We start from the raw sequence: 14,297 nt of genomic DNA, 5'->3' as shown, positions 1-14,297 counted from the left end.
AAAATAAGTAAACCCACTACCGAAGGCGGATTAGGTTTTGGAATGAAATGGATGATGGGATGGATGCATGACACACTGGATTATTTTAAGATGGATCCTTTATTCAGAGGCGCCAATCAAAATAAATTTAGTTTCAGCATGGCTTATTTTCCCGATGAAAATTTTATGCTGCCACTAAGCCACGATGAAGTGGTGCATGGAAAAAGCCCCATGATTTATAAAATGCCGGGAGATGAATGGCAGAAATTTGCCAACCTGCGGTTGTTATATGCTTACATGTTTACGCATCCCGGCGCAAAGTTGTTATTTATGGGTAACGAATTTGCTCAAACTACCGAATGGAATTATAAAAGCGAATTAAGCTGGGAGTTGCTGCAGTTTGATTGCCACAGCATGATGAAGGAATGTGTAAAAGATCTTTGCCATTTATATAAAGATGAAAAAGCTTTGCATGAATTGCAATTTGACAGCGAAGGTTTTGAATGGGTAGATTTGAACCACCAGGATGAGTCTGTAATAGTGTACCGCCGCAAAGGCAAAAAGAAAAAAGATGATGTGCTGATAATTTTAAACATGACACCGGTGGTACGTCACAACTGGAAAATTAATGTTTACGGTAAAGCAGAATGGAAAGAAATTTTTAACAGTGACAGTAAAAAGTATTGGGGAACAGGCGATGTGCACAACCCCGATATTGGTTTGCATTTGGTTGATAAAAAGACAGGTTTGTATGAAATAAATGTTCATCTTCCTGCGTTAGCAGCTGTAATACTTAAATAACGGAATAATTTTTGCACAAATAATACTATGAAAAACTCTCTCACAGCAATTTTAATTTTACTTTCTTCAACGTCGTTTTCGCAAACCGACAGTTCGGTTTTTTATTTTCAAAAAGGAATAGAAGAAAAAGCTGCTAAACGCTATTTAGTAGCTTCTAAAAATTTTGATAAAGCCATCAAACTTAACCCTGCAAATACTGCTGCTTATGTTGAAAACGGTTATGTAAACCTGGAGATGCGTAAAAATGACGCTGCAATTGCAAACTTTACAAAAGCAAATGAACTCGATCCGGCTAATAATGCCCCCATAAATGAGCTGATGAATTTGTATTTTACTTACAGGCAATATACTAAAGCAGTTTCGTTTGCACAAAAATGCACCAACTGCGCCAATACCGAAAAAGTAATTGCCATGAGTTATTACTACCAGGAAGATTATGGCAAAGCTGAAAAAGCATTGTTAGCTTTAATTGCTAAAAACCCCAACGATGCTGAAGCTCATTATAATTTAGGCCGCAGCTATGTGGAAATGGAACAGGAAAAGAAAGGCATAGTGTATTATGAAAAAGCGGTGCAGATTGATACCACTAAAAGCGCCTGGCTGTTTGAGCTGGGCTTTATGAACTACAATTCGAATAATTTTAAAAATGCAGTTATTTACTTTAACAAAGCTGCTAACAATGGGTTTACACAAAGCAACGACTTTAATGAAAACCTCGGTTACGCTTACATTTACTCCGGCGAGTTTGAAAAAGGCGAAAAAATATTGCTGGATATAATGGCAAAAAAACCGGGTAACAAAGATATGTTAAGGGATATTTCTCAAGCTTATTACGATCGTAAACTGTATGATAAAACATTAGAGTTTTGCCAAAAATTATTAGAGCTGGATGCTAATGATGCTAAAGCATTGTACCAGGCCGGCATGTGTTTTCAAAAGAAAGGGCAAAAAGACAGGGGCCAGGCCATGTGCGATAAAGCTATTCAGCTAGATCCTTCGCTTGCAAAAATGAGAAGAAAACAAGAAATGCCGGGAGGGTTGTAACATTATTTCGTGTTAATGCATTTCATTTTTTGGGATAAATTAGTATATTTGTATGTACTTAATTCCCTATACTACAATGAAACTAAATTGCTTTTCCTACCTATTATTTTCCTTTTTTGTATTGTTTACAAAATTTTCTTCTGCTCAAACAGGATGGCATGAGCTTGGTTCACCAATATTAAATTCCTATTCAGATAAGGCAATTTATGCAATGACTAAGGATCAGTCAGGCAATATTATCTATGCAACTATTGGTAATAATGTTTATAAATGGCAGGGGAACGGATGGCTTGCTTTGGGAACCGGCAGTAATGGTTTAAATGCAGATAGTTACATATACAGTCTAACTACAGATCCATCAGGAAATGTATATGCAGCAGGGTGGTTCTCTAATGCTTTTGGAAAACCTTATGTAGCAAAATGGAATGGTACAACATGGAATGAATTAGGGACTGGAGCAAATTCATTGAATGCAAGCGGCCCCATATACAGTATTACTTCAGATGGAGCAGGAAACATTTATGCGGCGGGTAGTATTCGCAGCGCTACTGGGTTTATATATGTAGCAAAATGGAATGGTACCACTTGGACTGAACTTGGAACAGGAGCCAATGCACTAAATGCAGATGGAAAGATTAATGCTCTTACTACCGACGAAGCAGGTAATATCTATGCTGCAGTATGCACCACTGTAAATACCAATAGCTATGTAGCAAAGTGGAATGGATCAGCTTGGACTGTTTTGGGAAGTTCTACCAATGGCTTATACCGTGATATAATTACAATGATTATTGATGCAACTGGCAATGTGTTAGTAGCAGGACGTTTGCAAAATGCAAATGGAAAATACTACGTAGCTAAATGGAGTGGTGCAAGTTGGCAGGAGTTAGGTACTGGTGCCAATGGTATTAATGCTAACCTGGATATCCTAAGTCTTACTAAAGATAATACCGGTAACATTTATGCTGCGGGTGTATTTTATAATAACACCGCTTTTAAGTGTTATGTATCAAAATGGAATGGTACAAACTGGACGGAAATGGGGGTAGGGGCAAATTCTCTTAATGCCAACAGGCAGATCTATGCTTTGGTTACAGATGCTTCGGGAAAAGTATATGCAGGGGGAGATTTCAGTAATACCCTTGGTTATAAATATGTTTCCAATTGGGATCAAAATACTGCCAGCTGGGTAGAAACCGGCCTGGGGGGTATTGGCACCTTAAATTCGGCAGGAGAACCGATTGTAGCTACAAAAAATGCTGATACAGTATTTGCCACATTCAATCCTTATATTAATGGCTCCGGCGGAAATGGTTTTCAGGTAATGATGTGGAACGGAAACATCTGGAAAAACTTTGGAAATCTAAATGGTAATCTTGGTATTAGAACAATGGCAAGAGATGGGCTGGGTAGCTTGTATGCAGCAGGATCTTTCTCACTAGTCAATCATCCCGGCGTTGCCAAATCTAATGGCGGAGCATGGCAGGATGTTGGAAACAGTGCAAATATTTTAGGTGCTTCTGAAATCACCAAAATAATTGTTGATTCAACAGGGAATATTTATGCTACCGGTTATTTTAGAAACAGTAATGGAAAATATTATGTAGCAAAATGGAATGGTACCAGCTGGGTAGAATTAGGAACGGGGGCCAACAGTTTAAATTCCGAAGAAGTTATACCATCAATGGCTGTTGATAAAGCGGGCAATGTATATGCATGTGCCTATAAGTTTTTCGACTACGGTATTTATAAATGGAACGGCTCTTCATGGGGATTGGTTGCAGCAAGCCCTTTTGATACTCCTTTAGATGCTGTTCAGTCAATTGCCGTTGATGATAATGGGGTTGTTTATAGTACCATGACTGACTGGCCTGGAAATTATGTAAGAAAATGGACGGGCTCTTCCTGGGTAAAAATGGGCGGTTTTGGAACAGGAGCAATCCAGGTAGTAGCCGGCTATAAAAATAATATATTCATTGTTTGTTATGACGACAATAAGGTTAAACGTTTTAATGGTTCGGGATGGTCTGTTGTAGGGCCAGGTACAGCAGGAGAATTATTACCCGGACAAAGCCTTTATTCAGATGCATTAGGAAATTTGTATTGCAGGGCAAAACATGCAGGAACTACTAATTATTATGTAGCTAAATATGATGCGGTTTTTTTAGATGCTCCTGTAATTGTAAATGTTTCCGATAAATGCTCGGATATACCTACTACAAAAGGTAAGTTATGGAATCCACCGGTTGGAGGAACTGTTAGTATAACACAGGACGGTTTACCATTAGCCTACAATGCAGCCGATAGTAGTTTTCAATATTTTACAAATGGAGTAACACCTTCAGGTAACCATACTGTTATTGTAAAATATACCATTGGTGCAAATGTATTGGTAGATTCAGTATTTTATAAAGTAAGTACTGTTATTGTACCGGTTGTAAGTATCAGCACTCCGGATACCGTGGTTTGTGCAAATACTGCATTTACTGTCAAGTGTTCTGTTAATGTTCCGGGTGTAACCTATCAGTGGTATCTCGACAGTTGGCCCTGTATAAACAATTGTAATGATTCTGTAATTACACTGGGATTAAATGCGGCTGTGCCCACCCAGAATGTTTATTGTAAAGTTACATTTCCAAATAACGGATGTTTTTCTTCTTATAATGTTAATTCAAATAGCCTTTTTATAAAGCAAGGTATACTAACACCAACAGTAAGTATCAGCAGCAATGACGCAGATAATGTCATTTGCGATAAGCAGCCGGTTACATTTACTGCAACACCAGCCAAAGCTGGTAATACTCCTTCTTACAGCTGGCAGGTAAATGGTATTAATGCAGGTACAAACAGTAATACTTACAGTAGTAACATATTAAAGAACGGTGACCAGGTAAAAGTGGTTATAACCAGTAGTTCAGGTTGTGCAGGCCAGCCTACAGCAACCAGCAATATCATTACCATGTCGGCCTGGCCTACAAATTTTAAACAGCCTGATTCTTTAAAATCATTATGCTCAGGGGTTAACCTCAGTATTCCAATTGGTGTTGCCACTACATCCGGGTATTCCTACAACTGGTCATCAGTACCGGTTGGCTTTATATCAACTATAGCTAATCCGCTTGTGTCACCAAATGTATCTACAAAGTATACCCTTTTACAAACACATACTGTAAGTGGATGCAATAATTCCAGCGTGGTAAATGTTCAGGTAGATACAGGTTGTGCAGTCAGGGGCATTGTAATTACACCAAATCCTGCAAATGACCACCTGTTAATTCAGCTCAATGTAAATGATACTGAACCTAAATATTTCACTTTGATGAATAGCAGCGGAGTTTTGGTTTTACAAAAACTGTTGGGCTTTTCTACCGCAATAGATACCCGTAATATTCCCAGTGGAATATATTTTTACAGAATTACAGTAGGTTTTGGAACACTGATGAAATCGGGTAAATTGATTATCCAGCATTAGGTAGCAGCGTAAATTGTTAGTGTTTTTTTGCAAATGTTTTTTCTCCTGCTTTAATAGCCACCACCAAATAATTTTCTCTTGGAGGAATAGGGCAGTTGTAACCATCGCTGTAAACACAATAGGGATTGTAGGCTTTATTAAAATCAGCCAGGGCTGTGTTGTTTTTTATATCGGTAATCAGCAAATCAATATTGCGGCCGCTGCCATAAGTTTCATCGCCACTGGTTACATCCGCAAAAGGAATAAATAAATAATCTTTCGTAAGAGGTGTTTGCAATTTAGACTGGTAAACCGTTAACTGCAATGCAGTATCATGAATGGTGAAAATTAATTTACCGTATCGGATAAAATCTTTTTGAGGAATTTTTTTACCGGATGTTTTCATAACAACAACAGTCGTGTCGGTTGATTTTTCGAAAGAGCATTGTATGGCATACGTTTTATCAGCAGGATAAAAACGAAAAAACTTTCTGTCGGCAGTCTTTACTACCTCGTGAGAGGTAACATAAGTTTTTTGAAAAGCTTTAATGGAATCGTTATAGGTTTTACTTTTTTGTGCAAAAGAAATTTGCAAACAAAAAATGGCGGTAAATAAAAAAATAAATTTTTTCATAGCGGATTAATTTTTAGTTCATCATTAATGTATTCACACTTCTCTGTAAAATATTAAAAGCAATTTCTGCCATAAGGTTTTCTTTATCTAAGGTAGGGTTTACCTCAGTAATTTCGAAACAGCAAATTTTGCGGTGCTGCATAAACTTACTTATTAAATCTTCGGCTTCTCTTTCACGCAAGCCATTAGTTACAGGCGTACCTGTACCACGGCTGATAGAAGAATCTAAACTGTCCACATCAAAACTTACATAAATATCGGTGCAGTCGCTTAAGTAACGGATGGCTTTACGGTAAATAATTTCAACTCCGTTGCGCCTTACTTCGTTGGTACTAAAAACTTTTATGCCATGTTTTTCTATTACATGTTTTTCTTCTTTTTCAAAATCTCTTAAAGAAATAAACACAATATCTTCCGGCAATATTTTAGGCGAAATTTTTCCAATATTTTTAAGCTGGTTCCACAACTTTTCTGTTTTTTCATCCAGGTCGTGTACTTTAAAATCTTTATTATCTTCTGCAATACTTGCCGACAGCGGCATGCCATGCATGTTGCCGCTTGGCGTAGTGTAAGGCGTATGCAAATCGGCATGTGCATCAATCCACACCACACCTAATTTACTTTTTGGTTTAGCCATTTTTAATCCTGCAATGGTACCGGCAGCATTGCTGTGGTCGCCGCTTATAACAACCGGAAAAAAATTATTCTTTACCGCATCATTTACCGCCTTACTTATTTTTTCGCAAATGCTAACTACGCCATTTATTCTTTTTGCATAAGGCGATTGTATCGGTTCAAAAAGTAACTGGTTTTCTGATTCAATTTTCTCCGAAGGAAAATGAACAAAAAAATTACTCATAAAATCCAGGGCAGCAATCTTTATAGCATCTATACCCAGGCTGGCGCCACGTGTACCTGCACCAATTTCAGAAGGCACTTCAATTAGTTTTATATTTTTCATATAACTAATCAGCTGGCAAGCTGATGTTGTTTAGTGATAGTTAAAGTTACAACTTTACTTTTAAGGGATTTACTCCGTTAACTGTTCCGGTACATCCGGTTATTTTAAACCGTACAAACATATCTTCGCTGTACCAGTTTTCTTTTCTTGTTTTTTGTATCACTTCCTGGTGGTCTTTCATTTGATAAGCAAAATTTTTCATGGCGGCTTTATTTTGCCAAACGCTGAAGGTGGCCTGCTTTACCCATGGTATTTCGCCAATGCCGTAAGAGTTGATGAATCCATCGGACCCTGCCATTTTTGATGCAACACCATCTACATTTTTCCAAAACTGTTTTAGTTTTGATAATCGTATTGTTGCCCTGGTTAAAACTGCAATTTGTCCTTCGTAATCAGATTTAGGTGGCAGCTCGCCAAAAACTTTTTTTCTATCCCACAAACCATGCCCTTCAATAGGTTCGAGCAAATAGGTTACTGTTTCGCAATTGAACAACCCAATCCATTTTCGTATAAAGGTGCCGTATAATTTTTGCAGTAAAAGGGCTTCTCCATAATGTTTTAGCTGCACTTCTTTAAACTTTAAATTAGATACGGTTAAAATGGCCCATTGCTGCAGGTCGGGGGTTTTATCGAAAGTGCCATTTTTGCCGCTGCCCATCAGTTTCCAAAAGCCGCATCTTTTATTAAACCAAAGGGGAAACCTGAATAAGACCATTGCTAAAAAGGCAAAAGGGATAAAGCGTTTACGGTAACGTATTATTGTAAGTGTAGCAGTCATATTAAATTTGGAAACGCAATATAGCCCAAACTTCTTCGTTATTCTTAAAGTTCAACACAGTTTTTACCATAACCTTAGTTTGTTTGTGCTTTTAGTTAAGAAACAGCCCGCCGATTTTTCGGGGGGCTTTTTATTTGGTGTAAAAAAAAGCCGCTGAAAGTTCAACGGCTCATTGGTATAAATTAATAATAGCTTTAAAACTGTTCCAGCTTACTGAAAAAGAAATCGCCTTCAATGGCAGCATTTTCATCACTGTCGCTGCCATGTACAGCGTTTTCGCCAACTGATGCAGCATATAATTTACGGATGGTACCATCTTCTGCATTAGCAGGGTTGGTAGCGCCAATTAATTTTCTAAAATCTTCTACCGCATTTTCTTTTTCAAGAATGGCAGCTGTAATTGGGCCACGGCTCATAAACTCCACCAATTCTCCATAAAAAGGTCTTTCGGCATGTACTGCATAAAATTCACCTGCTTTTTCTATGCTAAGCTGTGTCATTTTCATTGCTACTATTCTAAATCCTGCGGCATTTATCATTTGTAAAATGGCACCGGTGTTTCCTTTAGCTGTAGCGTCGGGCTTAATCATTGTAAATGTTCTGTTGGTCATTTGTTCGTTTTTTTTAGGCCGCAAAGATAGGAAGGGATTGGAGATTTTAGATTTTAGATTGCAGATTTATGTGAAAGTTTGTATAACATTTACACCATTGCAAAGCTGAAAAAATCTAAAATCTAAAATCGGCAATCTAAAATCGGCTGTTTTCCCCTACTTTTGCGCCTCATTTATGAAGCCGATTCAAGATATCTTTCCTTTACTGAGCCAGCCTAAAAAAGTGGTAATTACTACCCACCAAAAACCCGATGCAGATGCTATGGGTTCTTCTTTGGCCTTGTATCATTTTTTAAAAGGATTTGGGCATAGTGTAACGGTGGTATCGCCTACCAACTGGGCAACATTTTTAAACTGGATGCCGGGTTGTAAAACAGTATTGGATTTTGAATCACCCAACGAAAAATCGAATGATGCCATTGCTGAAGCCGACTGGATTTTTTGCCTGGATTTTAATACGCTCAGCCGTACTAAGCGGATGGCAGAAAAATTAATGGCGGTAAAGGCAGAAAAGATTTTAATAGATCATCACCGGGAGCCGCAAATCGAAGTGTTTGCTTACGGCATAAGTGATACCGGCAAAAGTTCTACTGCCGAAATGATCTATGATTTTATTGTTGATTCTGGAAATGAAGATAAAATAACACCGGAGATTGCGGAATGTGTTTATGCAGGCGTGATGACGGATACCGGTTCATTCCGTTTTCCATCTACCACGGCAAGTGTACACAAAATGGTGGCAAAGCTAAAAGAAAAGGGATTGGATCACAGCCATGTGCATGAAGAATTATTTGATAATTTTCTAGAGAACCGTTTTAGATTTATTGGCAATGTTTTGCTTAACCGCATGCAAATATTTTACGAATACAATGCCGCATTAATTGCCATACCCCAAACCGATTTGGTTAAGTATGATATGAGAACCGGCGATACAGAAGGCATAGTGAATTATCCGTTAAGTATAAAAGGTATAAAACTGGCTGCGGTAATTATAGACAGGGGAGAAGAACGAAAAAGTTCTTTTAGAAGCAAAGGCGGGTTTGATGTAAATACATTTGCAAGAAAATATTTTAATGGTGGTGGACATTTTAATGCCGCCGGGGGTTTTAATAAAGAACCATTAGAAGAAGTAGTAGAAAAATTTAAACAGGCCATGCAGGAAAATGTGGCCCAATTAAGCAGTTATCAATTTTAAAAACATATAAAAGTAAACAATGAAACAAATTTTTAATGCAGCGGTTATTTGCTTAGTAGCATTATCGGCCTGCACCACGCCGTTTAAAAAAGCTAAAGATGGCTCTCAGTATAAAATAATCAGCAATAAAAAAGGCCCTAAAGTGATAAAAGGGAATTTTATTGAAATGAATTCCTTCGCTAAGTACAAAGACAGCGTTTTATCTAACTCAGTAGAAGATGGCATGCCGCAATATGCTATGTATGATACCACCAGCTTTCCTGAACCATTTAAAGAAATATTCCAAAATATTCATGTAGGTGACAGTATTACCATTAAAATTTCTACCGACAGTATAATTGCAAAAGCACAGGGCCAGGCTCCGCCATTTATGAAAAAAGGCCAGTTTATTATACAGTCTTTTACAATTTTAAACAGTTATACTACAAAAGAACAGGCTGACAGTTCTCAAAAAGTATTTATGGCTGCTGCACAGAAAAGAGATTCTATTGCTGCCATATCACAATTAGCAAAAGACAGCAAATCCATTGAAGATTTTTTAGCAAAAGATAAAATAACTTTTGTAAAAGCTGAGAAAGGTACCTATGTACAAATTTTAGAACCAGGAACCGGTACTTTAACAGACAGCAGCATATTGATGGTTAACTACACAGGTAAATCAATGGCAGGAGTAGCTTTTGATTCTAATACAGATTCTTCTTTTCAACATGTAGAGCCTTATCCGATTGATATGAGAAACCCACAGGTAATACAGGGTTGGGTTGATGGTTTAAAGTTGTTGAAGAAAGGTGCTAAAGCAAAATTTTATGTTCCTTCAAGTTTAGGTTACGGCAAAAGAGGTAACGGAGAAAAAATTAAGCCGAACGATAATTTGGTTTTTGATATTGCAGTGGTGGATATTATAACACCCACGCAATATGCAGCAATTATGAAAAAGAAACAGGAAGAGCAAATGGCGCAACAAAGAATGATGCAGCAAATGCAACAACAGATGCAGCAGCAACAACAACAACAGCCACAAACTGGTAATAAATAAAGCAACCTAATTAAATTATAATAAAAAGCACCCTGCAAAATCAGGGTGCTTTTTTGTATGCAGTAAATAATTTTATTGCCTCCGCAGCTTCTTTTACATCATGCACTCTTAATATTGATGCACCGTTTTGTAAAGCGATGGTATTTAAAACAGTAGTGCCGTTCAAGGCATTTTGGACAGTTGTGCCTAATGTTTTATAAATGCTGCTTTTTCTGCTAAGGCCTGCCAGTATTGGTTTATCAAGCATTTGTAAAACGTTCATTTTTTTTAATAAAGAAAAATTGTGTTCGATAGTTTTACCAAAACCAAAGCCGGGGTCAATAATAATATCAACAATACCTGCGCTTTTGCATTGTTCTATTTTAGTAATAAAAAAATCTAACACTTCTTTCACCACATCATTATACTGCGGATTTTTATGCATGTCTGCAGGTGTGCCCTGCATGTGCATACATACATAAGGCAATTTTAATTGGGCCACCATTTCAATCATTTGTTCATCCATATTGCCTGCGCTGATATCATTTACAATTGCTGCACCAGCTTTCACCGCAGCCACTGCAACTTTGCTGCTGTAAGTATCAATTGAAATAATGGTGTCGGGAAAATTTTTATGAATAGCTTCTATTACCGGCAACACTCTTTGTATTTCTTCTTCCGCAGTAATGCTGCTGCTGCCGGGCCGGGTACTTTGCCCGCCAATATCTAAAATGGTGGCGCCGTCATCAATCATTTTTTTTGCCAATGCCAGCATATCCTCATTAATATTGCCTTTATAAAAAGAATCCGGTGTGGCATTAATGATGCCCATAATTATAGGACTTTCAAACGCTAATAATTTACCCTTGCAGTTTAATGTAAACATTGGTGTAATTCAATTATTTTTGGGCTAAGATACAATTACAACAGACAACAGACAACAGACAATGGGCAACAGGCAATGTTTAACACTAAACGCCTAACCCCCTAAACTTCTAAACAAATTATTTAGTGACAACCAACCAACAATACGACACTGCAGTACAAACTTCGAAAGAAATTTTTTTAAGTAAGACAAAAGATTATGGTACTTCGTGGCGGGTGTACCGCATTATTTCTGTTGCCGATCAAATTTATATAAAAGCAAAACGCATACGCACCATACAGGAAAAAGGGGAACAAAAAATTGGCGACGACATTATCAGCGAATTTAAAGGCATTTTAAATTATGGCATTATTGGTTTAATACAGTTAGATATTAAAGATGATGAACTGGAAGAATTACCGGTTGACACTGTTGAAAATTTATACAACGAAAAAATTGCCATTGCAAAAAAATTAATGCTCAATAAAAACCACGATTACGGCGAAGCCTGGCGGGAGATGAGTCAGGAAAGTTTTGTAGATCTGATACTTGCAAAAATTTTACGCATCAAACAAATTATTGCCAACAAAGGCCAAACCTTAATCAGCGAAGGCATTGATGCTAATTTTTATGATATTATTAATTATGCTGTGTTTGGGTTAATATTAATTGAGGAAGAGGTACATACCTCGTAGTTTTTTATTTTTGATGTATGCTTGCTGATGTATGATCATTCTAAAGTAACAGAATTAGAAGTTTCAATTATTTTGTTGAAGTGCTTTGAATTTAAGAGTAAAGAATCAATGTTGAAGATACAGTAGTACTATAGTTCAACATAGCTCCCCGAAAGAAAAGCGTTGTATATCTTTTCTTTCTTGACTTTTTTGTTACTTTTTTTGTCAAGAAAAAAAGTAAAGAAGAAGTGAAATTAATAGTCTTGCTAAAACAAAAGATTATAAAAAATGAAACTATTTGTAAACATCTCCCGTGTAGTAGTAGGCGCACTCTTCATTTTCTCCGGCCTTGTAAAAGCCATCGACCCATTAGGCCTTGCCTATAAAATGCAGGAATTTTTTGAAGTATGGGCCGCCGATGGTTATTTTAAAAACCTTATGAACTGGCTCAACAATTATGCAATTGGCTTTTCTATTTTTATGATCACTTTAGAAGTAGTGTTGGGTGTAGCTCTCTTAATTGGCTGGCAAAAAAAACTCACCATCTGGTTACTATTCGTACTCACTTTATTTTTTACTTTCTTAACCGCCTTTGTTTTATTCAGCGGCAAAATAAGGGCCTGCGGTTGCTTTGGCGATTGCATTCCGTTAACACCTATACAAACATTTACAAAAGATATTATTCTTACTGTTCTTATCATTGTAATTCTTATCGGTCAAAAATATATACAGCCGTTAGTTAAAAAAATGGTTGGGGGAATAATTATTTTAATTGCATTAATAGCAGTTTTATCATTGCAATTTTATGTGCTCAATCATTTGCCCATTAAAGATTGCCTGCCTTATAAAATTGGCAACAATATTTTAGAACTCCGCAAAACCCCAGCCGACGCCACTTACGACAAATTCTTTTACTCTTATTTTTATAAAAAAGGCGCCGAAGAAAAAGAATTTGGTATGGATAAGCTACCCGACAGCACCTGGAAATTTGTAAAGCAAGCCAATAAAAAACTTTTAGAAAAGGGAAATGGAAAAGTAGCATTGATAAATGATTTTTCTTTTACCACTGAAAGCGGCGCCGATACTACAGAAGCTATTTTAAACCAGCCGGGAGAATACTATTTGTTGTTTGCAAAAGATTTTAATACAAACAAAGATAAATGGTACAGCGATTTTAAAACTTTTTATGCCAATAAAGTACCCACGGTTTATCTTGTTACTTCTGATGTAAAAACGGCTAATGAAATTTTTAACATCCCCGGCGATTTTAAGCTGCAAATATTTTCATGCGATGCTACTGCCATTAAAACAGCAGCAAGAGTAAATCCAACATTATTTTTAATGAAGGGCCCGGTAATACAAAATAAGTGGAGCTTTACGGATGCAAAAAAAATAGTACGGAATGTAAAAGACAGTGCAATAAAGTCATTATAAATAAAGGTTAAAACATTTTACATCAACAAAACAAATACCGCTTTAAATTTAACAAGTTGAACATTGATTATTGAACATTGAATTTTGAATATTTCTTAAAACAACATTAAAAGAATTACGCAAAACAAACACCACTTCAAATTAAACAAGTTGAACATTGATTATTGAAAATTGAATATTGAGCATTTCTTAAAACAACTTTAAGTACCTAACAAGTACCAAACGCCACATCAAATTTAAAATGTTGAACACCTAACTAATGTCTTTCATTCTAAAAAAAGTATTCTATTCATTACTCGTCCTCCTCGGCGTAACCATTTTGGTATTCGTTATGTTCCAGGGTTTTGGCGACCCTGCAAGAATGATCGTTGGCCAAACCGGCGATAAAAAAACGATGGACAATATCCGTAAAGATTTATACCTCGATCAACCCAAATGGAAACAATTAGTTTTATACCTTAACGATGTTTCTCCGCTAAGCATACATACCCAGGCCGACATTGAAAAAAAAGAACTGAAAGGATTTTTTATTGGCGGCGAAAATAAGCTGGGTTTAAAAACACCTTACCTGCGCCGCAGTTATCAAACTAAAAAAGCAGTAGGGCAATTGCTGATGGAAGCATTGCCTGGCACATTACTATTAGCCTTTGCCGCCATGCTTTTCGCCACCATCATTGGCATCTTACTGGGAGTGTTAGCCGCAGTAAAGCGTGGTACCTGGCTCGACAGCAGTGCAGTTTTCGCCAGCATAGCCGGCATATCGGCACCGTCATTTTTTATGGCCATCATTATTGCGTATTTTTTCGGTGTGGTGCTGCATCCATATACTGGGCTAAACCTTACCGGTAGTTGGTT

Annotated in this window: 13 protein-coding genes; 8 read left to right on the top strand and 5 right to left on the bottom strand. The window is 37.1% G+C overall.

Annotation, left to right across the window (positions count from 1 at the left end; all coding sequences use genetic code 11):
- From ACY651_RS04540 to ACY651_RS04530, 3 genes are all read left to right on the top strand, one after another.
- Positions 1–780, top strand: a 780-nt coding sequence (locus ACY651_RS04540; RefSeq protein ID WP_462250151.1) for an alpha amylase C-terminal domain-containing protein, incomplete at its 5' end; no start/stop codon positions are given.
- A gap of 27 nt (positions 781–807) precedes the next feature.
- Complete coding sequence (locus ACY651_RS04535; protein ID WP_462250149.1) at positions 808–1,824, top strand: tetratricopeptide repeat protein; 1,017 nt, start codon at positions 808–810, stop codon at positions 1,822–1,824.
- Between the two features lie 211 nt (positions 1,825–2,035).
- Positions 2,036–5,296 carry a T9SS type A sorting domain-containing protein gene (locus ACY651_RS04530; RefSeq protein WP_462250147.1) on the top strand — a complete coding sequence of 1,087 codons (3,261 nt, stop codon included), beginning with the start codon at positions 2,036–2,038 and terminating at the stop codon, positions 5,294–5,296.
- A 16-nt stretch (positions 5,297–5,312) separates the two neighbouring features.
- On the opposite strand, the gene ACY651_RS04525 is transcribed toward ACY651_RS04530, so the two are convergent.
- The 4 genes from ACY651_RS04525 to ACY651_RS04510 form a co-directional block, all read right to left on the bottom strand.
- Entirely contained in the window at positions 5,313–5,909 is a 597-nt protein-coding gene (locus ACY651_RS04525) for a DUF1684 domain-containing protein (protein ID WP_462250145.1), read from the bottom strand.
- A gap of 13 nt (positions 5,910–5,922) precedes the next feature.
- On the bottom strand, positions 5,923–6,870 hold the full coding sequence (locus tag ACY651_RS04520) for an arginase (RefSeq protein ID WP_462250143.1): 948 nt from the start codon (positions 6,868–6,870) through the stop codon (positions 5,923–5,925).
- Positions 6,871–6,916: 46 nt separating this feature from the next.
- Positions 6,917–7,648: a spheroidene monooxygenase gene (locus tag ACY651_RS04515; RefSeq protein WP_462250141.1), complete on the bottom strand. Its 732-nt coding sequence runs from the start codon at positions 7,646–7,648 to the stop codon at positions 6,917–6,919.
- A 194-nt stretch (positions 7,649–7,842) separates the two neighbouring features.
- On the bottom strand, positions 7,843–8,259 hold the full coding sequence (locus ACY651_RS04510; RefSeq protein WP_462250139.1) for a nucleoside-diphosphate kinase: 417 nt from the start codon (positions 8,257–8,259) through the stop codon (positions 7,843–7,845).
- Positions 8,260–8,434: 175 nt separating this feature from the next.
- Between ACY651_RS04510 and ACY651_RS04505 the strand changes: the two genes are divergently transcribed.
- Together ACY651_RS04505 and ACY651_RS04500 are read left to right on the top strand one after the other, a co-directional pair.
- The gene (locus tag ACY651_RS04505; protein WP_462250137.1) at positions 8,435–9,454 is read left to right on the top strand and encodes a DHH family phosphoesterase; all 1,020 of its coding nucleotides are present in this window, start codon (positions 8,435–8,437) and stop codon (positions 9,452–9,454) included.
- 19 nt (positions 9,455–9,473) lie between these two features.
- Positions 9,474–10,490, top strand: a complete 1,017-nt coding sequence (locus ACY651_RS04500) for an FKBP-type peptidyl-prolyl cis-trans isomerase (RefSeq protein WP_462250135.1) — start codon at positions 9,474–9,476, stop codon at positions 10,488–10,490.
- Between the two features lie 40 nt (positions 10,491–10,530).
- Here ACY651_RS04500 and folP read toward each other — a convergent pair whose 3' ends face one another.
- A complete protein-coding gene (gene folP, locus ACY651_RS04495; protein ID WP_462250133.1) occupies positions 10,531–11,355 on the bottom strand; it encodes a dihydropteroate synthase in 825 nt (274 codons plus the stop codon).
- A gap of 125 nt (positions 11,356–11,480) precedes the next feature.
- On the opposite strand from folP, the gene ACY651_RS04490 reads away from it, so the two are divergent.
- The 3 genes from ACY651_RS04490 to ACY651_RS04480 all read left to right on the top strand — a co-directional run.
- The gene (locus ACY651_RS04490; RefSeq protein ID WP_462250131.1) at positions 11,481–12,029 is read left to right on the top strand and encodes a DUF1599 domain-containing protein; all 549 of its coding nucleotides are present in this window, start codon (positions 11,481–11,483) and stop codon (positions 12,027–12,029) included.
- Between the two features lie 267 nt (positions 12,030–12,296).
- Positions 12,297–13,442, top strand: coding sequence for a BT_3928 family protein (locus ACY651_RS04485; RefSeq protein WP_462250129.1), 1,146 nt, complete (start codon positions 12,297–12,299; stop codon positions 13,440–13,442).
- Between the two features lie 259 nt (positions 13,443–13,701).
- Positions 13,702–14,297, top strand: a 596-nt coding sequence (locus ACY651_RS04480; RefSeq protein ID WP_462250127.1) for an ABC transporter permease, incomplete at its 3' end; no start/stop codon positions are given.

This window comes from Ferruginibacter sp. (assembly GCF_031391665.1).
Lineage (GTDB): Bacteria > Bacteroidota > Bacteroidia > Chitinophagales > Chitinophagaceae > Ferruginibacter.
Note: the sequence above shows the minus strand (reverse complement) of the source record. Positions and strands in the feature narration are given on the sequence as shown.